The sequence below is a fragment of the Moritella sp. 28 genome (genome assembly GCF_018219435.1).
Classification (GTDB): domain Bacteria; phylum Pseudomonadota; class Gammaproteobacteria; order Enterobacterales; family Moritellaceae; genus Moritella.
Genome location: NZ_CP056121.1, coordinates 2,149,922 through 2,173,527 on the forward strand (window position 1 = coordinate 2,149,922; position 23,606 = coordinate 2,173,527).

At 39.5% G+C, this 23,606-nt stretch carries 20 protein-coding genes; 3 read left to right on the forward strand and 17 right to left on the reverse strand.

The window, feature by feature from the left end; genetic code table 11:
* Positions 1-87: 87 nt before the first annotated feature.
* The 11 genes from HWV02_RS09630 to HWV02_RS09680 all read right to left on the reverse strand — a co-directional run bounded on the left by HWV02_RS09630 (position 88) and on the right by HWV02_RS09680 (position 13,142).
* Positions 88-1,548: a hypothetical protein gene (locus HWV02_RS09630; protein ID WP_211690336.1), complete on the reverse strand. Its 1,461-nt coding sequence runs from the start codon at positions 1,546-1,548 to the stop codon at positions 88-90.
* A complete protein-coding gene (locus HWV02_RS09635) occupies positions 1,532-2,140 on the reverse strand; it encodes a hypothetical protein (protein ID WP_211675122.1) in 609 nt (202 codons plus the stop codon). Before HWV02_RS09635 ends, HWV02_RS09630 begins: the two co-directional genes overlap by 17 nt.
* Positions 2,130-3,590: an FAD-dependent oxidoreductase gene (locus HWV02_RS09640; RefSeq protein WP_211675123.1), complete on the reverse strand. Its 1,461-nt coding sequence runs from the start codon at positions 3,588-3,590 to the stop codon at positions 2,130-2,132. The genes HWV02_RS09635 and HWV02_RS09640 overlap by 11 nt, the downstream gene beginning before the upstream one ends.
* 91 nt (positions 3,591-3,681) lie before the next feature.
* Positions 3,682-4,518: an FTR1 family protein gene (locus tag HWV02_RS09645; RefSeq protein ID WP_211675124.1), complete on the reverse strand. Its 837-nt coding sequence runs from the start codon at positions 4,516-4,518 to the stop codon at positions 3,682-3,684.
* 1 nt (position 4,519) lies between these two features.
* Complete coding sequence (locus HWV02_RS09650; RefSeq protein ID WP_211675125.1) at positions 4,520-5,002, reverse strand: hypothetical protein; 483 nt, start codon at positions 5,000-5,002, stop codon at positions 4,520-4,522.
* Between the two features lie 164 nt (positions 5,003-5,166).
* Positions 5,167-7,188: a hypothetical protein gene (locus HWV02_RS09655; protein ID WP_211690337.1), complete on the reverse strand. Its 2,022-nt coding sequence runs from the start codon at positions 7,186-7,188 to the stop codon at positions 5,167-5,169.
* Between the two features lie 126 nt (positions 7,189-7,314).
* Positions 7,315-7,980, reverse strand: coding sequence for a DUF2982 domain-containing protein (locus tag HWV02_RS09660; protein WP_211679457.1), 666 nt, complete (start codon positions 7,978-7,980; stop codon positions 7,315-7,317).
* A 24-nt stretch (positions 7,981-8,004) separates the two neighbouring features.
* Positions 8,005-10,068 carry an ATP-binding protein gene (locus HWV02_RS09665; RefSeq protein WP_211679458.1) on the reverse strand — a complete coding sequence of 688 codons (2,064 nt, stop codon included), beginning with the start codon at positions 10,066-10,068 and terminating at the stop codon, positions 8,005-8,007.
* Positions 10,065-10,769: a proteobacterial dedicated sortase system response regulator gene (gene pdsR / locus HWV02_RS09670; protein ID WP_211690338.1), complete on the reverse strand. Its 705-nt coding sequence runs from the start codon at positions 10,767-10,769 to the stop codon at positions 10,065-10,067. Before pdsR ends, HWV02_RS09665 begins: the two co-directional genes overlap by 4 nt.
* Before the next feature lie 243 nt (positions 10,770-11,012).
* On the reverse strand, positions 11,013-12,056 hold the full coding sequence (locus HWV02_RS09675; protein ID WP_211679459.1) for a Preprotein translocase subunit SecY: 1,044 nt from the start codon (positions 12,054-12,056) through the stop codon (positions 11,013-11,015).
* A gap of 126 nt (positions 12,057-12,182) precedes the next feature.
* Positions 12,183-13,142, reverse strand: a complete 960-nt coding sequence (locus HWV02_RS09680) for a lipid A deacylase LpxR family protein (RefSeq protein WP_211679460.1) — start codon at positions 13,140-13,142, stop codon at positions 12,183-12,185.
* A 289-nt stretch (positions 13,143-13,431) separates the two neighbouring features.
* On the opposite strand from HWV02_RS09680, the gene HWV02_RS09685 reads away from it, so the two are divergent.
* Positions 13,432-14,646, forward strand: a complete 1,215-nt coding sequence (locus HWV02_RS09685; protein WP_255547142.1) for a hypothetical protein — start codon at positions 13,432-13,434, stop codon at positions 14,644-14,646.
* 120 nt (positions 14,647-14,766) lie between these two features.
* Positions 14,767-15,048, forward strand: a complete 282-nt coding sequence (locus HWV02_RS09690) for a pyrimidine/purine nucleoside phosphorylase (protein ID WP_211679461.1) — start codon at positions 14,767-14,769, stop codon at positions 15,046-15,048.
* Between the two features lie 68 nt (positions 15,049-15,116).
* On the opposite strand, the gene HWV02_RS09695 is transcribed toward HWV02_RS09690, so the two are convergent.
* From HWV02_RS09695 to nhaB, 3 genes are all read right to left on the reverse strand, one after another.
* Positions 15,117-15,425, reverse strand: a complete 309-nt coding sequence (locus HWV02_RS09695; RefSeq protein WP_211679462.1) for a DUF1244 domain-containing protein — start codon at positions 15,423-15,425, stop codon at positions 15,117-15,119.
* Positions 15,426-15,438: 13 nt separating this feature from the next.
* Entirely contained in the window at positions 15,439-15,963 is a 525-nt protein-coding gene (gene dsbB / locus HWV02_RS09700) for a disulfide bond formation protein DsbB (protein ID WP_211679463.1), read from the reverse strand.
* Between the two features lie 164 nt (positions 15,964-16,127).
* Positions 16,128-17,714 carry a sodium/proton antiporter NhaB gene (gene nhaB / locus HWV02_RS09705; protein ID WP_211679464.1) on the reverse strand — a complete coding sequence of 529 codons (1,587 nt, stop codon included), beginning with the start codon at positions 17,712-17,714 and terminating at the stop codon, positions 16,128-16,130.
* Between the two features lie 254 nt (positions 17,715-17,968).
* Between nhaB and fadR the strand changes: the two genes are divergently transcribed.
* Positions 17,969-18,748 (forward strand): fatty acid metabolism transcriptional regulator FadR, encoded by a 780-nt coding sequence (fadR, locus tag HWV02_RS09710; protein ID WP_211679465.1) that lies wholly within the window; start codon positions 17,969-17,971, stop codon positions 18,746-18,748.
* 65 nt (positions 18,749-18,813) lie between these two features.
* Here fadR and HWV02_RS09715 read toward each other — a convergent pair whose 3' ends face one another.
* Genes HWV02_RS09715 through HWV02_RS09725 form a run of 3 tightly spaced genes read right to left on the reverse strand, consistent with a single transcriptional unit; the run spans position 18,814 to position 23,550 of the window.
* Entirely contained in the window at positions 18,814-20,325 is a 1,512-nt protein-coding gene (locus HWV02_RS09715; protein ID WP_211679466.1) for a SpoVR family protein, read from the reverse strand.
* Between the two features lie 11 nt (positions 20,326-20,336).
* Complete coding sequence (locus tag HWV02_RS09720) at positions 20,337-21,605, reverse strand: YeaH/YhbH family protein (RefSeq protein ID WP_211690339.1); 1,269 nt, start codon at positions 21,603-21,605, stop codon at positions 20,337-20,339.
* A 22-nt stretch (positions 21,606-21,627) separates the two neighbouring features.
* Complete coding sequence (locus HWV02_RS09725) at positions 21,628-23,550, reverse strand: PrkA family serine protein kinase (protein ID WP_211675139.1); 1,923 nt, start codon at positions 23,548-23,550, stop codon at positions 21,628-21,630.
* Between the last annotated feature and the right edge of the window lie 56 nt (positions 23,551-23,606).

The window sequence follows — 23,606 nt, forward strand, 5'->3', positions numbered from 1 at the left end:
TACGGCATCTTGGTGGGGGAAAGGTGGCATTACGATTAAGAATGGTTATCATTATATCGAGTTGAAATCATAGTGCAATATTTGTAGCTATGATCGCGGATTTAAATGATTTAGATCAAAGTAATATAAGTATAAATTTCGTTCGCCAAGAAAGCGGCCTTTAAATAATGCCACTAAATCGTCATCCACGCGTTTATCAGTACCTAGCTTATTACTGCTTAGTCGCCAGTAGCCTTGCTGTTGGGCTTGATAATTACTACTGCTCTGATAATGACGGTCTAAGATGACATGTTGTGGTAGGTTATGCCGTAAATTATCAATATTATAATTACTGATGATAATTTGCTGATTATCTATTGTGTTAAAGAACTGAGTCGCTTGTAATACTGGGGCATTTTGTTGTTGGGTGAATTGTTTGATACTGTGATAACCCAGTGTCACGAGTAAGGTAATACTTAATATATATAGAGCGGGTCGAATACGCTGCGTTTGGTAAACGTGTTCCAAGAGTTGCGCGCAGATAATCGGTAGTAATAAACTAAAAACAGCTAAGTGACGGATATTCTCTGGATTCTGGCCTCGGATGATCCAGGCAAACCAACAGCACACGAGAATACTTAATCCACGGGTTTTTGGTAGATATAAACCAATGGTAAGCATCGAAGTTAATAATATTACCCCGAGAGTGGAGTAGGTATTTGTTAATGTCGTCAGCCACTGGCTCAGTCGCGAATCTGTTGTACTTGTAGTATTACCCCAAATAGTGAAGTGACCTTGGGTGAATCGCTGTCCTTCCTCTATATACGCCCAACCGTCTTGCATGAATACGTAGAGCGCACAAATGATGCCTACCAGGGTAATGCTTAATATCTGCCAACCGAGTCGTTTGTAGTTTGAGTATCGCTGGCTGTTGTAACAGAGAGCGAGCAGGAGCGCGCTGGCGACTAAGGGTAAATAAGAAGGCCGGGTTGCTAGGCATGCAGCCAGTAATAATCCGCTGATAATCGCGCTGAATGTTTGACTTTGTAAAAGAGGCTGTAATACACGGTGTAATTTAGTCTTTAATAAAAGGTTTGAGCCGAGCGGTAAATGAAAACGGGTTAATAATAAATATAAGCTAAAGAACCACAGAGCGGAAGCGTCTGATAAACCGTTTAAGGCTAATTCTGCAATGTTACCTTGCAGTAAAAAAAGTACAACTGCGAATAATGCAAATGATTTTATTCGCATACGTTGATAGCAATACACAAAAACAATGCAGGTTAACGCTATTGCAGAAAGGAAACTGAGTAAGACATTACTGTTGGGATGTGAACTTATCGCACTGATAAGTCGTTCTAGCCAAACAAAACCAGGGTAACCGGGAAAGTGAGGGCTAAATTCTAATACTGAAAAGTGGCTCAGCGCACGCTGAAAATAAAGCGCATCATCACTGCTAATATCAAAGCTATAATAATTGAGCAGGCCAAAATAGCCTGCAATGCAGGCTATTAAGCTAATACTAACGATTAAACCAGGGTGCCAAGGTTTATTACTTTGTTGGAGCATCAGGCAATGTAAATTGTAATGCAGCTTGTAAATTAGTGCGGTATTTAATGTAGCGCGTTACATCTGCAGGCTTTTGACCTACACCAAATACACCTGGATTACCAATCGACGCAAGGGCACCGCGAATGGCAATATCGGCCTGTTGACGATTATCAGCGGTTAAATCGGCAGCAAGTAAATCAATAAATAATTTACTTTTCACCACTAAGACTTTAGCCACTTGGTAGTCATTAATGTTTTGCTCTGCACCGTTGAGACGACGCATAACTTCTGCTTTTATCGTGGTGATTAATGCTGTGGTAACACCTTGTTGATCTTTATTGGTGATTGCTGTTTGCATTTGTTGATCGACAGCGAGCCCATGGTGTTCGTTGAAATAAACGAATTCTTTCTGCATCGAATCATAGGCAGTTTGTACTGCAGTATAATCATTTGCCGATAACGCTTTTAACAAGGCTTCTCGACCCTCTATTAATGGCTCTTTACCTGCGGCAGCATAAGAATAAGCAAAGCTTTGCGCACTAAATAATAATACGAATAAGCTTAAGATAAATGATTTTACCGTAATTCTATTGATTGTTTTAAGCGACATTTTTTTCCTCTGGCGTTTTTTTATCATCCATAATGCTTTGTACTTCAATCACTGTTTTTTCGTTACGGTGATCAAAGATCTGGCGACGATTATCTTCACCCTTAATAATACCTTCTGCCGCCATTAAGCCCATTTCCATTGCTGTATCGGTGAAGATGTAACGGAAAGTACCTTGGCGTCCAGTCATCACTAAATTATCAAATTGGTGAAGGTGCGTAATTGCGGCTTCGCGTTTGGCGTTATAACTCACGTCCATCATTGGATAAGCGTATTCGGTGTAAGTGGTAAAAAACTCACCGGTACTTACATCTGGCACTCCTAGGTGATTAAGATCTTGTTTTACGCGTTTTAATAGTTTGTCGTTGTCCATGTGCCAAACATCGTCATCTTTATTACACGGGATCTCGATCATCACCGATGTTTGTCCTTTGGGTGCCATGAATGGCGAACGACGACGTGGTTCTTGCAAACGCGTACCGATTAACTCTGGATCAGACAGGTACTGCCAAGTATTTTGTGACACGTTTTCTGTTGCCATAGGCATGTTGAAGAAGCGCAATGAACGATAAGTTAGGCCAGAATCAAATCCTGTTAAAGTACAAACCACAGGTAAAGGAATAGTGCCGACAACGTGATCACAGTTAATTGAGTGTGTCTCACCGTTAAGTTCATAAGTGACGGCATCAATTCTACGATTATTTTTAAGCGCATTTCGACCTTGTTCTAATGCGGTGATGTTAGCGCCTCGAACAATCGTTACTCCTTGTTCTTGCAGTCTTTCTGCAAGTTTGGTGTACATTTGGCCAAAGCCGAGTTTAGGATAACGGTATTTTTTAGCGTAAGTACGCGGTGTTGCGCCACGCGTTGGTATTAAACGTCGAGCAACATCTTTTAAATCTAGCAAACTAATGCGTTGCGATGCCCAGTCGGCTGATAATTGACGTGGGTCGATACCCCATAGTTTACCGGTGTAACCTTCAAAAAAGTTTTTGTATAAGGTGGTACCGAAGCGCGTTTCAATCCATTCTGCAAAGTTACTGGTACTTTGTTCACTTGGGCGTTTTTGGAAGGGTAATTTGAATACCAAGTCTACAGCCGCACCAGCTAATAAACTTAACGGTGCATTACGTAATAAGTTGCCAATTGCAAGCGGGTAGTTGTAGGTACGTCCTTTAAAACGGATCACACTGGTACGCTCTGCATACAGCAAATCGTCACTCATTAAGTCATCGATAAACTGTAATAGTTTCGGGTTTTTAGTAATAAAGCGATGGCCACCATAGTCAAAGCGGTATTCACCTTTTTCACCTTGGAAGGTTTGCGTTGCGCACATGCCGCCAACAAACTCTTCACGTTCTAAGATAGTTACTTGGTAACCAGCTTGATTAAATTCCCATGCGGCCATTAGTCCGGCTGGACCAGCACCTAAAATTACAATTTCTTTCGACATTATTTACTCAATGATTAATATGCTTTTTATTCTTACATGGTGAACATAAAGAGATTGTATTTATGTTCGCCACTCATTTTATTGTTTAAAACTAAGTTGTGGCTGTTTTAGCTGGCGCTTGGTATCCACGATGCCAAAACACAGTGAATATCGCTAAATAAGCGAACCAAATAACAAGCGGTAATAAATTCGGTGATGAATTATAGCCAAATAAAGCACGCAAGAAAGTACCAAATACGCCTTGGTCATCAAGGATATGGCTAATATCAAACACGGCAGTCTGGAAGACCGGTAATACATCTGCGCTTTGTAACATGTTACTTGCCGAAGACAATAGACCTGCGGCAATAATGATAATCAACAAGCTTGTCCATTTAAAGAATGCTTGTAGTGGCACTTTGCGGCTACCACGCATCAGTACGACAACCAATACCAGCGATGCGATTAAACCTGCGCCAGCACCGATCAACCCATCTTGTAGTGAGAAATCACCTTGACCTGAATACATTAACGCCGAGAAAAATAGCACGGTTTCAAATCCTTCGCGCATTACCGCAAGGAAAGCTAAAAAGATTAAACCAAAGACATTACCTGTGGTTAAGATCTCGCGAATGTTCTCTTGCATGTTAGAGACTTGGGTTTTGGCTTGGCGTTGCATCCAAATGGCCATGTAGGTGAGTACCAAGGTCGCGAAACCTAAAATACCCGCCATTAATAAATTACGATATTCATGCGAGTCGAACTGATCGACAACGAACTGGAAAATGAAAGCGACAATTAATGAGGCAATTAAACCGAGCGCAACACCTAGATAGATAAGTTTGTTATGTTTTGATTGGCCAAGCTTTGCTAAGTAAGAAAGTATAATGCCAACGAGTAGGAAGGCTTCAAGTCCTTCACGAAAAGTGATTAAAAAACTGGCAAACATATTAAGACTTCCTAAAGAATTTGATTACAGTCCAGCGCCAAGCGTGGCGAAGAACAAGCGGGGCAAGTAGCCATGAGCTGTAAAAATGAACATCTTGCATGAGTATACTGAAATTATTACCCGTGTTACCCCAAAAAGTAAGATAGACACCGGTAAGAGTACAAACAATGAGCAAATATTCGATAATGGTACCGGTTTGACGTAAGAATTTCTTTTTACTGTTTTGAATAAGGTTTCGGTGAGAGAGCCAGAAACTACCAACAAAAACAGGGAAGATACTGATACCTGCAAGCATATGCATCAGTAATACAGTACGCTCTATTTGCCATGGAATAGTAATAAATGGCCACAGTAAAAGTCCTGACAGGAACATCAAATATAATATCGTTTCGGCTTTCTTATGATGAAAAGCGAGACGTTTAAAATGACACTGTAAACGTGACCAGATATTATCACCGATTGGGGTTGCTACTTGAACTGACATGATAAAACCTTATTCATATCGACGTAATGAAAACGCAAAAAGGGCTGAGTTAATTCTCATCCCTTTTTACAACTTTTATTTTAATTTCGCAACACTTTCATTAGTCAAAACAAGTTAATTAACAAGTGTGTTGCGAGATGGCGTTCATTGCCAAAAGGGTGAGACTAGTTTGCACTAACCGATACTTTTGCTGCCATTGTTTGTGCTGTACCGTATTTACCGCCGGCACCTGTGATTTGGTGTACTCCGTCATTATCTGAATCGGTAGTTGTACTGTTTTCCAACATATTTTCACCTGAATCACCAATCCATTCAGCTAATTGTTGGCCACCATTTACTACTTTCTTGAACCAAGCTGTATAACGCTCTGTTAAGTGTTGTAGTTCTAGTGCTGGAACATGTTCGCCTTCTTCATTTGCAAGGTGAAGTATAGTTTCACGTAAACCACCTGATATTGCCGCAGCAGTTAACGGTGTGTGGATTGTTGCTTTACCTGGCGTTTGTGCCCAAGTACCTAACTCTGAATCAAACATGTTTTTCTCTACCGCTAGGAAGATAGAACGTGCAGCTTGTTTGTAAGTGTCATCTTGTGTTGCAAGGTAAGCAGCAACTAAACCACGGATTGCAGCAAATTGTGCATCAAGTGATTGGTTTTTATCTACTGATTTACCAACTGTTGCGCCATCGTATACTAGACCGTTTTTCGCAACTAATGTATTAACGATGTAATTTGCTTGTGCTTTTATTAGACTTAGTGCTTGTTTACCTTGAGGTGTTTCTAGGTCAACATCACCGCCGTCTGCAGCTGCATAACCAACAGGTAGTGCATCTTGTGAACGTTGGTAAATAGATAGTGCTACGATGCTGTATGCAGCGTCAAATGTCTCAACTTTTGCATTTTGTTTGCCATCGTATTTAGTTACAAACGTACCAGCTTTCTTATTGAAGTGTAGATTTTCTAAATTTTGGAACGATAGGTTAGCAATGTTACTTGCAAGAGAAAATGCATCGTCAGCAGCTACATTGTTGCTTGTTTTACCATCGATATTTTGTTTCGGTGCTGCAGCAAATGGCTTGCCATCAAATACAGCTTTAAATGCTGGATTCTGTGCAGTATTCGCTGTGCGTTGGTCAGTAAATGCATAGAATTCACTTACAGGCCATAATAACATCCAAGTATCACGTAGTGATGATGAACCATCTGTAACTGTTAATTTACCGATGTTATTTGCGTTGTTCTTTTGTGTTTCTTTAACTGCTACTTTGTGTGCAAACCAGATTGGGTTTTTAGATGCATCGTAGTTAGGACCGAATTTAACACCTAAGTTTTTACCGTCAAAGCCAAGCTGTTCTTGAAGGATGAGTAGTTTATCGATTGACATTTCAGTTAATATCATGCCGTTGAAACCATCGGCAGCAGATACACCAAGACTGTGTTTACCGTCTTGATCCATTGTGCTTGATGTTGCTTCAACTTCTTCATCTGTTGCTGTAACGTGCATGCCGCCTAAGAAATCTTGTGACCACATGACTTCTTTAAGGAAAATGCTGCCGATTGCACCTGGGTTTAAGGCTTTATCGAAACTTGCGCTGTCCCACGCTAGTGTTTTGTAATCACGGAAGTATGCTGGAGTAATTGTTTTATGGGTTGCTGCGACACCTGTTGCAGATAACACTTCAATTTCTTCACCACCCACTTTTGTTATATCTACTTTACCTACAAATTCAGGGTTACCTGAAACGTATGGTACCGAAATAGGATACATGTTTAATGGAATCTCTCCACTTGGGAAGCCAACTGCGTCAGCAAGTGAGATGAAGCGTTTACCTAAGTCAGCAAGAGAGCCGCCACGCGCTTGGTTAACGGGACCATTAACTAGGTGAGGACCCATAGTAGACTGGTAGTTTAACGCGTACATCGCTTCTTCTGAATACTCGTAGCTTTCAATACCCGCTGCGTAATCGAATGCAGTTGGTTGATCAACTTGGTTCGGATCTAAAACATCAAGGTCTAAACCGAGAGCTTCAGCAAGTGGTTCACCTGATAATTCAAATTCTGTATATGCAAGAAAGTTTGCAGCAGGAGAAAGAGTTTTATCAAGTACTTTTACATTTGCAGCATGTGATGCAAATGAAGCAGTAAGTAACGCTGAAGAGATGGCAAAGCAAAGGGCAGATTTTTTCACAACAAATCCTTTTTATTTTTATATATAGACTACATTATTTTAAAAATAGACTATGTCTTAATGAGAATAGTTCGTATTATCCATATAAATATACCAAATGCAACTCTAATTGATAATAATTACTATTTATAATGATCTAGAGCAATCTGTTTTAAACTCGCGTAATAGTTGAACAAATTCTGTGGGTGCGCGATCGAGATCATCGTTCGGGAAGTAAATATCATAACCAAGCGTATTATGGAGGTACTGCATTCGGTTAATAAACATGGCTTGTAGTCCTCGATAATTATGGGTTACTTTTACGTCTGGATAAAGCATATTATCGGCATTGCCATAGAGGGTCGAGTTGGGTGCTGTGAGCATGATAAGGGCTCTTTGCTCTAGTAACATGTGAGATAAAGTGGGTAGGGACGCGCTATTGATAAGATGCTCTCGGTGTTTGAGGCGGATACCTATGTAGGGTAATTCTTTTAACTCTAATCCCTCATTTATCTTTGGTATATCGATTCGTTGTATATCTTCCCAAAGGATAGTAAAACCACCTCGTGAGGTGAAATAATGAATCCCTTCTTTTGTCAGTGAGAAACGGTAATATAGGTCATTAATTTTCACGATGCCGACAATTAACAAACATATGCCAATAATAAGCGCCCCTGCTGCCAGAGGAAAATAGAGGTAATTGCCTGTGTCTGCGGATGTAGTTAACAACGAAATAATACTGCTGAAAATTAACAGGGCTGCAATAATCGTCACTGTTATGCCATTACGTTTTGCGATAGGCCGTATTAACATGAGGTTCCTCCTCGCTAAACGCTATTATTTGTTTTCTATAGGTAATAATAGCTCAAATATAACGCCTTTATCACCCGATAAGTTTTTCGCATTTATGTTGCCGTGATGGAAGTCGCTAATTAGCTTGACAATATGTAAACCCAAACCTAGATGTGGTGTCTCAGATTGTTGGCGTATGGATACCATAGAATCAAATAGCTGCGAGATATTATCGCTACTAAAATGTGGACCTTGATTTTCAATCGTTAATTTTAGTTGTTTATCTTGTTTGGTTAGGGTAAATACAATGGCGTCATTGACTGGCGAGAAGTCAACGGCATTGCTGATGAGTTTATCAAGTAATTGTACGATGAGTTCTGGTGCCAAATTGATAGCATACTCAAGGTTATTATCATACTTTAATTGAAACTGATAACTGTTATAAACCTGTCGATAAGCTTCCGTTAACTCTTCTAACATATCGTCTAATGGGACGATTTGCCATTGCGCATATTCTAAACTTTGTTCCAACCTATTCGCTTCACTTAGGGCATTTAATGTCTGGCTTAAGCGATTAGTACCTTGCATTGCGCGAGTGAGATATTTCGTTGCTTCTGGATCTAAATTTGATAGTTCCATATTTTCGAGTGATGTTCGAATAACGGCAACAGGTGTTTTCAATTCGTGAGAAAGCTTATCTGCCAATGTGGCCAGATAGTCAGTGTACTTACCTTGATTAATAGTCAGTTGTTGCATCACTCGGGATAAATCGCCCAATTCATCAGGGAGGCGACTGGCGGCTGGCACTGCCATTATTTTACCGTCGCTATCGATTGCTGCGCGGTAGTGTTTCTTCATTTGAACAATACGCCAAGACAAAGACGAGGCAAATGCAAATAAGCCAGTCACAATAACGGCGATGATAGTAAACAGTAATATCAATAACTGGTTTAACGCGTCGCTGGCAGAGAGTAAACTTTGTCGTGAATCTTGTACTGCAACAACATAGAATTGTTGGCCATTAACGATAATCACTTTACTATTAAGTTGCTTATTAATCGGTGAGTCTTGATACCAAGCTGTTTGTTCTAATTGCTGTGGTGATCTCCAGCGGCCTAGACTAGTTGGTTCTCGCCAATAAGGTAAGGAATCTGAAGTGAACAACTTATTGTAGATGGTGTGCATTAACCAAGATGGTTCTTCTTGGATATCGTCATTTTCTAAACTATCGTCTGTTACTTGCTCTGCATTTAGTTGGCCAACCAACCAATATTGACTATTGAGTAGGTATAAACTGAGACCCGGTTGTATATAGTTAGCGAGTTGCTGATTTAATGCCCACTGTTCACGGACTAAACTACGCTCGTACGTTGTCGCTGGTTTCGATTTAAAGTGTTGATTTTGTTGTTGGTCATTAAGCACGAGATCAAACCCAATCGCATTGCTTGCTAGGTTAATCGGTATTGCGATTTCAATATTATAATGACCATCTCGCCATAACCATGTACCTGCATCTCGACTTGTTTTCATCGTTTTACTCATATTATGCATTTCTACCCGGCCAGAGCCTTGCGGATTGATCTGCCAACGTGAAATAAGCCCGGTATTATTGATACTGCGAATATTGAGCTGGTCTGCGATTTTTTTTGGTTGCATAGGGTTAAAATAATGCGGTGTTAGAGCGGAGGTCTGAATTAAGATGTAGAGTAATTTATCATTTGCAGCTAATTTAAATTTAACTGTTGTGGATGGTTTGGCTTCTGTTGATAGCCCAGCTACATAATTATAGGTATTAAGTTGAAACCAAGGTGTGGTTATATTTTCCCAATCACTTTCTTCTCCATCAAACCCATCTAATAACATTTTACTGTCAGTGAGCGGGGCGTAATAGTTGCCTTGGTTGGTATTAAGGTTAGGGTATTGTGATTGATTAAGTTTACGTTCTATTTGCTGTGCGGCGGCGGTCATTTTTACATCAAGTAACTGACTATGACTTTGACGTAAACTCGTTTCTAAAACACTCACGCTTTGGCAGCCCGCCCATGGTAGTAATAGCATTAAGCTGGCAACAAGTAGCAGTTGAGTTTTTAGACTAAAGTGAATTATCACTCCATGACCCATCGATAACCCATACCATAAGCTGTTTTTATGGCGTTGAATTCGCTATCGATGTGGCTAAATTTCTTACGTATACGTTTGATGTGCGTTGTGATCGTATTGTTATCTAATACCACATGTGCAGCATCCATGAGCTGGTCTCGGTTTTTAACTTGGCCAGGGTGCTTAGCAAGTGTGTGCACAATCCAAAATTCGGTTAAAGTGAGTATCACAGGCTGCTCTTGCCAGTAAGTTTCAATACGTTCAATATTGATGCGTAATGAACCTCTACTGAGTACTTGTTCATCTGCGGATTGTGGCTTTTTCAGTGCTTGAATACGACGAAATAATGCAGAAACGCGCGCTAATACTTGATGAATACTGACGTCTTTTGTTAAATAATCATCAGCACCAAGGCGTAATGCTGAGATCTCATCTAACTCGCTGCTGCGCGCGGTTAAAAAAATAATTGGAAGCGTCTCTGATAATTGTCGTAATGTACGGCAGAGGTCAAAACCGCCTTCGTATTCATCTTGTAAACCGACATCGATAATCGCCATATCAGGTAACGCAACGGTAAAAGCAGCGAGTGCGTCTTGGCGGTTATAAAAAAGTGAAACCCGATAGCCAATACGTTGCAACGCATCACGATAATTTTCTGCGATATTGATTTCATCTTCAACGAGGGCAATATGTAATTGTTGTTTTATCATTCGGACTAACTCATAAGTCGATAACAGGGAGGTACGCTTCTATATAGTACTATGTTATCAAGGATAAAAATATTAATACAGCCTTTAGCAACCCTGTCGAGATTCATATTACTTAAGCTTTTTAATAACAGGTCAATATGGCGGGAAGTGTTGATCTTGAAGTATATGTTTGATTAAAAATAAAACCAACACAGCAGCAGTTGCTATCACTGTGTTGGTTTTATATCGAAAAGAGTCGAGGCGTTAAGCTACGTCAGCTTGTCTTATCCAACGTAAATGGTTATTCCGTTTTCTCTCAACAATACCAAACGATAGAAACTCTTCGAAAGCGTGATCGATTTCTTCTATGCTGAGTTGTAGTATGTCTGCAATGTATTTTTTCGAGCATTTTAAATCTTGTTCTTGCGCAGCTTGTAAGATGGCAGAAGACCTGACTGACATTTGTTTTTCAATTAATAAGGACTGATCTTCTAATTGAGGTGGCGCTTCAATTTCAATATAGCTTTGCGTTGCTAAAAGACGTAAGTGCTCAGCTTTATCTGCTTTCTCTTGTTCTTTTTTACGGCTAATTGAATGGCGGAAACGCAGTTCCTCACCTATTAAACCAACAAAGAAAGCTGCAAAAATATCAAGTAATACCGATAAGAATATGACTAACCATGATTGTGCATCTTCTGTTGTCGTATTCAGAATTTTTGCAAGGCTTGCGATCAAACTGATAACAGACCCTTTTTCAGAGACCGGAACGCTATCACGCTCAATTCTAAGCTGTGTTTGCTTTTCACGTAGAACTTGATTTTCTTTCTGGATCCGAGAGACACCAAGCGAAATCATTTGTAGCTCTAGGTATTTATCTGCAGCTTTATTATTAAGTGCAATTTCATCGTCGATCGCGGAAATTTGCAGAGTAATTGCATTTACTCTGTTATCGCGTTGATCAACATACTGTTGTGCCACATTGGTTGCACTGTTAATGCCGCCAATACTGCCACCTATCGAAATAATGGCAAGGATACAATAGAATCCAAGTGCGATAAATGCGGCATGAAATGCTTTGCGAGCAATACGCTCACCAAATTCATACCAAGCAAAAAATTTACCGAGTTCGAAAATGACGGCCAAACTGCCGAATAAAATCTGCATGAGTAATTTATCGTGAATAGATAAAAAGAGTAGCAGTGAGAATATTACTGACGCAGTGATGGCTGCGCCAGTAAAGGCATACAGGCTGCATATGGCAAGTGTGCCTTTAGGGCGGCGTGTATATGTTAATGAAGAATCATGCATAACGTATCTTAAAGCAGAAAAGTGACTAATTTACCGGAATACTAACACGGCTAATTAGTAACAGATAACTACTTTTAGCTATTTTAAGAAACGGGCATATTTCGACCACTTTGTGAGGAGATTCTACTAAAATTGCCAGAATAATCCCAGGCTACCGACTACGTATTCTTTATGTGCGTCTTCTTCATAGTCAGGACTCATTGCCACGACACTAAATTTGATGCCGATATTGTGGTAATAAGCAAGTAAACCTCCGGCAACTGTTACTTGTACGTTATTTAACGTAATGTCCGGTACTTCATCAGGTGTATAACCTTCAATCGTAATATCGTTGAAACGATAACGAACTTCGGCCGTTGCATAAAGCATAATACCTGAGCTGTTTGGTGCCAGTAGCATGCCTTGTAGCCGCTGAGGGTGTAGGCTTAGGTTATTATAGTTAGCGCCTAAATCTGGTCCCCATCGTACTGTCGAACCAAGTGCGACTTCACTTTGAAAATTACCTACAGCTAAGCGTTGATAAACTGACAAATCTGATTCACCAATAAGCATTTGTGGGCGGCCGACAAGTTGATCCGCCTCTACTGTGAGTTGGTATACGACTTCATCTTCAATTTGATATTTCCAGCCTTGTGGTGGCGTTGCACCAATCCATTCATGAACCTTGGTTTGTGTATCACCTGCTTTTGACTGTTCTCCGACTGTTCCCAGTAGCAAAGAGAGTCGGTAAGAGCTGACGGCGCTATAGCCTAATACGCTAGCTTCACCAAATAATAGCCCTGCGTATGGGCGTTCATCTGGTTGTGGTGTCGTCGCCGAAATATCACTCGGTGTCCACATCTGTTGTCCAATTTGGTAATTAACGGCATATTTCAGTGGGTTTGGATCAAACGGCGTTAACGCTTGCCAGAAGCGGTTATTTAATGCGGGTTCTTCAGTTGTATAATTGATGAAAACAGCATTGGTGTAATTACCATCTTCATTTGAGATCACGTCATTATGCATACCAAATAACCAGCCGCTTGCAAAGCTTGGGTTAACTTGGCTTAAAGTCAGTAAAATAATGCTGCATAACTTAAAACGCATGTGTTTTCCTTATTGTCATTATTGTCATTCTTATGTCGTTATTGATTGAAAATGTGAATAAATATAGGTTAAGCATTAATTATACCAGCATTGTGAGTTACGAGTAAATTTAATGCTTGATTGGTGTGAATCTAATGCGTTTTCATTACTTGGTTCTAGTATTTGATACTTATTAGGTATGGTTTTGGCTAAAAAAATTGCTTCGAATCAACATACAAAGACATACTAATGAGACAACAAGGACCGTTGTTTATTACTTCGCCCTAGTTACTGGTTTCTTTGATGGGGAATGAAATTGAAATCATTAATAAAATGCTGTGGTTTAATCACCTTCGGCCTCGTAACGTCGAGCGTTATGACAAATGTGAATGCTGAAATAAAAGTAAAGGGTAGTGCGAGCTTGGAGCAGCGTATTTTCCTAGATAGTCCTGAACAACCGACATATCCAGTGAATGATTACCCTTATCCTGTTTATCATCAAATATCAGCGGCTTTATCCCCGCATATAGAAGCGTCATCTAAAAAAAACAATATGGTATATACAGTACATCCCTTTGTTCGTATTGATGAACGTGATGATGAACGTTCACATATTGATTTGAGAGAGTTTAAAGCTGCGCTTGTCACTCAAAAGTGGGAAGCATCTATTGGTTTTGATCAAGTTCATTGGGGGGTGATGGAAAACCACCATTTAGTTGATATTGTGAATCAAACGGATTACCTCGAATCACCAAATGGAGAGGATAAGCTAGGTCAGCCTATGCTTAGGCTGGGTATAGACCTAAAAGGTGCGTTACTGGAAGCCATGCTGCTGGTGGGTTACCGAGAACCAGCCTTACCTACACTTGGCGCTCGTTTTAGTTTCGAGAATGATTATCGCTATGAATATGCGGGTTGGGGCGAAGAGTATCACCCAGATGTTGCATTACGCTACAGTAAAAGTGTCAACAATATTGATGTTGGTGTGAGTTATTTTGGCGGACATACACGTACCCCCGAATTGCGAAATTCAGCGGTGGGCGAACCAATTTGGTATGTGAATTTAGTTGACCAGATATCAATAGATATTAAAGCTGATCTGAACCAGATTATTTTAAAAGGTGAAGTGCTATATAAGATCGTTGAAGGTAAATCTACGCGTGCTGCGGTACTAGGTGCGGAGTTTAGTTTACTACAAACTAAAAATATTGGTGTTAACTTACTGAGTGAATATAGCTGGGATCAACATGGTGAAAAAGCACTTGATAATAGTTTTCAAAATGACATATTCGCGGGTGTAAGAGTTACTTTGAATGGTTTAAACAATAGCGAATTACTTATGGGCCATAATTATGATTTTGACTTTGGCTCTCAGAATGGTTTTGTTCAGGCAAAAGTGAATGTGACGAAAGCACTTTCTGTTGGCGTTGAAGGTTGGTGGTTTAATATCAATGATGATGACTATGCGAATAAAAGTTATAACGATGACAACATGATCCAATTGACTGGTTATTATAATTTTTAATTGATATGAAGTATTTACCTTTGCACTACTTACCTTAGCAATAGGGGATGCTGTTAATTAGACATTTTTTCGGTTATTCTGAGCTCTAAAAGATTAGTTAATCGTATAAAAGGATTTTAAATGTTTAAGATAAATCAGTACTTTGATGGTCAAGTTGCTTCTATTGGGTTTAAAGAAGCGGATAAAGAAGCCAGTGTTGGCGTGATGGCTGTCGGTGAGTATGAGTTTGGTACAGCCTTAGCGGAAGTGATGGTTGTGATTACTGGTGCGTTAACGGTGTTACTCCCTGGACAATCTGAGTGGCAAACATTCAATGCTGGAGAACAGTTTAATGTACCTAGCGACAGTCAGTTTCAAGTTAAAGTAGCGCAAGAAACTGCGTACCTTTGCCAATACGGTTAATGGGTTTGTGAAAAAGGGAGAGTAAACGTCAAGTTCACTCTCCCTTTTTATTATTAAATTAATTAGCGTTATTTTTTTGGTTTCGAATTGAATGCTGTAAGTTGTTCTTCAGTTGCTGGAAGCTGGTGATTTTCTTTCCATTCAGCATAAGTCATACCGTAGATGCGTTCTCTCGCTTGTTCATCTGTCACGTCTAGTTCCAGTTCATCTGCAGCAGATTTGTACCATTTACCTAAACAGTTTCGGCAAAAATCAGCCAAGATCATTAAATCAATATTTTGAACTTGTTTGTTATCATCTAAATGCGCTAATAAACGTTGTAATACTTTCGCGTCCAACTGATCTTGTTGAATTTGAGTTAATTCTGGTTTACTCATTATCAATTCCTTGTTATTTCGCTGACTTAATCAGCCCTGTAATATGGCAACTTAAAACGATAACTGCAACAGCTAAGTAAATAGAAGAGGCTACAATTAACCACTGTGGCATTGTAAACGATAAGAACTGCCAGTTAATTTCATCACAAAAACCGGTTGGGTTAAACAACCCAGGAGCCCATTCATGGAGCGGTGCCCAAGTCGGGAAATTAGGGAAGAAGTCACACGTTGAAAATGGCGAAGGGTTCAGTTGAATGTCGGTATGCTCAATTGCGAGGCTTAAACTGTAACCCGCGCTGACAAACCATAATGTAAAACCGCTTAAGCGTATCACTGGATTCGCAGGGGCTATCGCACCCACTAAGCCCGCAATAATAATGCCTATTATTGCTACACGTTCATATACGCATAATACACAAGGGCTTAATTCCATCACGTATTGGAAGAAGAGGGCTGATGCTTCTAACCCCAAACCTGTTAGAGCGAGTAAAACCCAAGGAAGGCGTTGTTTTGGTAGGTTAGAAATAAACTGGTACATATATTGTCTCAAATGAATTTAATAACTATCTACTTTTATAACATATTGTGGCGCTAGATATGAGATGCAGAGTGTAAAAATGTGTAAAAATAAATGCTTATGTAAAGTGATTACTTGTATAAAAAACGCCGCTAATAGCGGCGTTTTTTTATGTTTTAGCTAGACTAGTGGGCAGCTGATTTAACCGCTTCAGCTGCAGATTCTACATGGGCGGTAATTAACCCCATATCAAGCATCGTTGCTGTTGCTGGTTCTAATAAGTAGATAATGGCACCAAGACCAACTAACGTCATCACAATCGTATATGGTAATGCCATGATAACCATACGGCCATACGATAAGCGTAACAGTGGCGCTACTGCAGACGTTAATAAGAATAAGAATGCAGCTTGTCCATTTGGCGTTGCAACGGAAGGTAGGTTTGTACCTGTGTTAATTGCGACAGCAAGTAGGTCGAACTGATCTCGTGTGATAGTGCCGTTTACCAGAGCAGCTTTTACTTCGGTAATATAAACAGTACCAACAAATACGTTATCACTCACCATCGACAAGATACCATTCGCTAAGTAAAATAGTGGTAGCTGTTGATGTGGGTCTGCAGCTAGAACCGAATTAATCAATGGAATGAACAGCTGTTGATCAATAATTACAGCAACAATCGTAAAGAATACCGCAAGTAATGCAGTAAAAGGCAATGCCTCTTCAAATGCTTTACCTAAAGCATGCTCTTCAGTGATCCCGTTAAATGCAGTAGCAAGAATGATGACAGATAAACCAATGAGGCCTACAGCAGCTAAATGCATTGCTAGGCCTATGATTAACCAAACACCAATAGCCGCTTGCGTATAAAGTTTTACACGTTCACGTTGGCTGCGGTTTGCATCTTCATGTTTATCAAAATCAACCAAAATAGTACGTACTGCTGCTGGTAATTCAGCACCGTAACCACATATTTTTAATTTCTCGACCAGAACACAAGTCAATAGACCAAAAAAGAATACAGGAACCGTTACGGGAGCCATACGTAATGCAAATTCAATAAAATCCCAACCTGCTTGTTCAGCGATAATTAGGTTTTGTGGTTCGCCTACCATAGTACATACACCACCAAGTGCAGTACCAACACCTGCATGCATCATAAGGCTACGTAAGAAAGCGCGATATTCATCAAGATCTTGACGTTTGAGCTCATTCACATTTGCATCGTCGGTATGATCATGGTCATGTTTAAAGTCACGGCCTGATGCTACTTTGTGATAAATACTATAGAAGCCAATCGCGACACTGATCACAACTGCAATTACAGTTAGTGCATCTAAGAATGCAGAAAGAAAAGCTGAAACAACTGAAAATGATAAAGCCAGCAATGCTTTAGACTTAATGTTAATCAATAGCTTAGTGAAGACATATAACAATAATGACTTCATGAAATAGATACCAGCAACCATGAAGATTAATAATAATAATACTTCGATATTACTCACAAGTTCGTGCTGGACTTGTTCGGAAGATGTCATGCCAATGGCAACCGCTTCAATAGCAAGCAAGCCACCGGGTTGAAGAGGATAGCATTTTAGGGCCATTGCTAAAGTAAAAATAAATTCGATAACTAATAACCAACCAGCAATAAACGGGTCAATTGAAAAAACAATCGGGTTAATAATGAGGAATGCAATGATTGCAATTTTATACCACTGAGGTGAATTACCTAAGAAGTTTAATTTTGCCGCCGTACTAAGGCTTATGTCCATGAGGGCTTGTCCAATATTTTATTAAGATTAAGTTTAAGGGATTTAAAAACGGGGATATTCTAAGCGTATTCCGTGTGGTGCGCCATACTTTTTATTGATACAGATTATTGTTATAGCAATTAAATTTATTTTACTATTTAAATCGGAAAATAATTATTCTAGTGATAGTATCTAATTAAAATCTGGTCGGACTTGCATCAGGATGCTAAGATTCTAATGGACACAACCTGTTATATTTCCAAATGAGAAGTTAAATGGATATTACTGATAGTAAAACAACGAAGAAAAAGCGTCAGAATGACGGTATTATTAAGGCGAAAAGCCCAGCTGGATTTGCCGAAGAGTATCTGATTGAATCGATCTGGAAAAATCGCTTCCCTCCAGGTTCAATTCTTCCAGCAGAAAGAGAACTTTCTGAGCTTATTGGTGTTACTCGTACTACGCTACGTGAGGTATTACAACGTTTAGCGCGTGACGGTTGGCTGACTATCCGTCATGGGAAACCAACTCAGGTTAATAATTTTTGGGAAACGTCGAGCCTGTCTATCTTAGAAGATTTAGTGCGATTGGACCCTGAGCGTTTACCTGAATTGGTGAGTGATTTATTATCTGCCCGTACTAATATTAGTGTTATTTTTATTCGAGCTGCGATCAAACGCGATCCTGAACGTGTTGTAGAAATTCTAAATGAAGCCGAAGAACTTGCTGATGATAAAGAAGCCTTTACTGCGTATGATTATAGTATGCTACATAAATTGGCCTTTTTATCAGGTAATTTAGTTTATGCTTTGATCCTGAATGGTTTTGATAATATGTACCGTATTTTGGGTAAAATTTATTTTGATTATCCCGAAGCTCGTGTATTAGCACGAAATTTCTACAGAGAATTGAAAGAGATAGCCCAAAATAATCAAGCGGATGAGAGTTTAAATGTTATCCGTAACTATGGTATGAACTCAGGCCTACTTTGGCAGCAGTACCGTGATGAAACATGGGATGATATTTGCGTCGCTTTTGAACAACGTATTAAATAATGATTACGCAATAATCTTCTAAAAAAACCAGTCATTGACTGGTTTTTTTATATCCGCGGGACAGTTTATAGCTTAGGGGGGGAACTTTGGCTGATAATCTCCACATTGCCATTAGCTTGAACTTGTTCTAACCGAACATCAAAGCCCCATAATCGATGAAGGTGTTTTATTACTTCTTGTGCTGATTTCGCGTCTAGTGGTATCTCTTGGTGAGGCACATAGCGTAGTGTTAAAGAACGGTCCCCTTTTTTATCGACATTAAATACCTGAATATTAGGCTCGTTATTACTGAGATTATACTGGGCTGATAGCTTATTTCGCAATTGTTGATACCCTTCTTCATTATGAATCGCAGATACTTCAATATATTTACTGTTTTCGTTATCTTCGATTGAAAAAAAGTGCATGTCACGCATTACTTTAGGTGACAAATACTGGCTAATGAAGCTTTCATCTTTAAAATTTCGCATTGCAAAATGCAAGGTTTCTAACCAATCACTACCCGCAATATCAGGGAACCAAGCTTTATCTTCTTCGGTCGGGTTTTCGCAAATTCGTCGAATATCTGTAAACATGGCAAATCCTAATGCATAAGGATTCATTCCTGAATAATACGGACTATTATAAGCCGGTTGTGCAATGACGTTAGTATGATTATGTAAGATTTCTAACATGAATTTATCCGACACCAATCCCTCGTCATACATGTGGTTAGTGATGGTATAATGCCAGAATGTTGCCCAACCTTCATTCATGACTTGAGTTTGTTTTTGTGGATAAAAATATTGACTGATTTTGCGAACGATACGAATTATTTCGCGCTGCCAAGATTGTAACAGTGGCGCATTTTTTTCTACAAAATAGAGAATGTTTTCTTGGGGTTCTACTGGGTAATTTGGTTCAACAGGCTCTGATTTTTGGTTGTATTGGGGGAGGGTACGCCATAATTCATTGACTTGAGTTTGTAAATAATCTGTGCGTTCTTGTTGGCGTCGTTTTTCTTCACTGAGTGATGGTTCACTTGGGCGTTTATAACGATCAACGCCATAATTCATTAATGCATGACATGAATCGACAATATTTTCGACAGCATCGATACCGTATTTTTGTTCACATTCAGCAATATAATTCTTGGAAAATAGTAGGTAATCAATGATTGAATCTGCATCTGTCCATGATTTAAATAAGTAATTGTTTTTAAAGAAAGAGTTATGTCCATAGCTGGCGTGTGCAATAACTAATGCTTGCATTGGAATGGTGTTTTCTTCCATTAAGTAAGCAATGCACGGATTAGAGTTGATAACAATTTCATATGCTAACCCCATTTGACCACGTTTATAGCTTTGTTCTGTTTGAATAAATTTCTTACCAAAACTCCAGTGATTATAACCAATAGGCATCCCTACAGAAGAGTAAGCATCCATCATTTGCTCTGCTGTGATGACTTCAATTTGATTGGGGTAAGTATCAAGTCGGTAGTATTCTGCAATACGTTTAATTTCGATATGATACTCTTCTAGTAGTGGAAAATTCCAATCGGGGCCATCGTTGAGCTGCTTCACTTCATCTCTTAACATATAGACTCTCCCTAAGCGGCTTGTTTTTTAAATAGTTCTCGGAATACAGGGTAAATATCCTCCAGTTGGCGAATATGCTGTAAGGCAAACTGTGAGTATTCTTTTGCTACTTTTTCATATTCTCGCCATAAAGTCTGATGGGCACGATTGGTAATTTCGATATAGCTGAAATAACGGACTTTTGGCATAATTTTATCTAGCAATAGCTTACGGCATAGTGGTGAGTCATCAGCCCAGTTATCACCATCAGAAGCTTGTGCAGCGTAAATGTTCCATTCATTCGCGGGATACTTATCGGTCACAATCTTATCCATTAGTTTTAAAGCGGACGATACAATTGTGCCACCCGTCTCTTGTGAATAAAAAAATTCATGTTCGTCGACTTCTTTTGCTTGGGTATGATGACGGATGTAAACTACTTCAATCGTTTTATAAGTACGTGTTAAGAACAGGTACAGTAAGATATAGAAACGTTTAGCCATGTCTTTAGTTGGCTGATCCATCGAGCCTGAGACATCCATTAGGCAAAACATGACGGCTTGGCTATTTGGTACTGCATATTGTTCAAAATTGTTATAGCGTAAGTCAAAAGTGTCGATGAACGGCACTTTACTGATCCGTTCTTTCAATTCCGCAATTTCTTTTTTTAATTCGTGAACAAATTGGCCTTCAATTTCGTCCTGATTCGTTAATTCATCAACTTGCTGTTGCAGCGTTTTTACTTGTCTTTTTTTGCCAGCGGATAATGCAGTACGCCTCGCCAATGAATTTTGTAATGATTTAATAATCGAAATATTGCCGGGGTTACCATGTGAAGTATAACCTGCACGGCGGGTTTTCATTTCAACGATACTGTTAAACTGATTTTCTTGTAAATTTGGTAACTCTAAATCTTCAAATAAAAGATCAAGGTATTCGTCTTTTGAAATTTTAAAATTAAAATCATCATTACCTTCACCACTATCGCTGGCTTCTCCTCCTCCAGAACCTGAACCGCCTCTTGGTGGTGGACGGTTAATTTTATCACCAGTAATGAATTGGTCGTTACCAGGGTGAACAACTGTACGTTTGCCGCCTTTACCTTGGTGAAAAGTTGGCTCCGAGATGTCACGAGTTGGAATGCTGACACTTTCTCCAGATGTAATATCCTGAATACTACGATTGTTTACAGCATCAGATACCGCCTTTTTTATTTGTGAGTTATAACGACGCATAAAGCGTTGTCGATTAACGGTACTTTTATTTTTTCCGTTTAATCTGCGATCAATAAAATGTGCCATCTCATCCCCCTAAAGAATACAGTTATGATGATTTACGTACGCGCAAATACCATTCTGACAATAGTCTAACTTGTTTCTTGGTGTAGCCTTTCTCCATCATGCGGTCAACAAAGTTGTCATGCTTTTGCTGTTCGTCTGTGGATGTTTTACCGTTAAATGAGATAACGGGTAACAACTCTTCTGTATTGGAGAACATTTTCTTTTCGATTACAGTACGGAGTTTCTCATAGCTAACCCAAGACGGATTTTTACCACTGTTATTGGCTCTGGCACGGAGTACAAAGTTAACTATTTCATTACGGAAGTCTTTAGGGTTGCTGATACCTGCTGGTTTTTCTATTTTCTCTAGATCATTATTTAATGCTTCACGGTCAAATAGCTGGCCGGTCTCAGGATCTCGGTATTCTTGATCTTGGATCCAGAAGTCAGCATAAGTTACATAACGGTCGAATATGTTTTGGCCATATTCAGAATAAGATTCTAAGTAAGCTGTTTGGATTTCTTTGCCAATAAATTCCACATATTTGGGAATTAAATAACCTTTTAAAAATTCTAAATATCGGTCCGCAATATCTTGAGGGAACTGCTCTCGTTCAATTTGTTGTTCTAATACATAAAAAAGATGAACTGGGTTTGCTGCAACCTCCGCATGATCAAAGTTGAATACTTTTGATAAAATTTTATAAGCAAAACGGGTTGATAGGCCTGACATACCTTCGTCGACGCCTGCATAATCACGATACTCTTGATATGACTTTGCTTTTGGATCGGTATCTTTTAACGTTTCGCCGTCGTAAACACGCATTTTGGAGTAGATTGATGAATTTTCAGGATCTTTAAGGCGCGATAAAACGGTGAATTGAGACAGCGCATCAAGTGTACCCGGTGCGCATTTTGCATTATATAGCGCACTGTTTTCTAATAGTTTACGGTATATAGATTGTTCTTCACTCACGCGTAAACAGTAAGGTACTTTAACAATATAGACACGGTCTAAGAAGGCTTCGTTGTTTTTGTTATTACGGAATGTTTGCCACTCAGACTCATTGGAGTGAGCAAGGATAATACCTTCGAAAGGCAGGGCTGATAGTCCTTCGGTACTGTTGTAGTTACCTTCTTGCGTTGCAGTGAGTAGAGGATGTAGCACTTTGATGGGAGCTTTGAACATCTCGACAAATTCCATCATTCCTTGGTTCGCTTTACAAAGTGCACCTGAGTAGCTGTATGCATCGGGGTCATCTTGTGAAAAATGTTCTAACTGACGAATATCAACTTTACCGACTAACGAGGAAATATCTTGATTGTTTTCATCACCGGGTTCAGTTTTAGCAATGGCAATTTGATGGAGTATAGATGGGCGCACTTTTTCTACTTTAAACTGGCTTATATCACCGCCAAATTCTTTCAAACGTTTAGCGGCCCAAGGTGACATTACATGACCAAGGCAGCGGGTTGGGATACCGTATTCGTTACGCAGAATACTGGCATCTTCATTCACGTCAAACAAGCTAAAGGGGTGATCGTTAACGGGAGATCCTTTAATGCGATAAATTGGTAAATTCTGCATTAAGTCTTTTAATTTTTCGGCGAGTGATGATTTACCACCGCCCACTGGGCCAAGTAGATACAGAATTTGTTTTTTTTCTTCTAAGCCCTGAGCAGAATGTTTTAAATAGGCGACAATTTGCTCGATGGCATCTTCCATACCATAAAAATCTTCAAAGGCTGGATAACGTGCTACAACACGATTGGAAAATAATCGGCTTAGGCGAGAGTCGGTTGCGGTATCAACCATTTCAGGCTCACCAATTGCGTTTAGTAATCTTTCAGCTGCAGATGCATATACAGTTCTGTCGTCACGGCATAAATTCAAGAATTCTTGAATGGTATACTCTTCTTCACGACTTTCTTCATATCTTTGCTGGTAATGTTCAAAAATACTCATAGTTACCCCCAAAATGTAATTACTTGCATCCGCAAACATTAGCATCTACAAGTCTG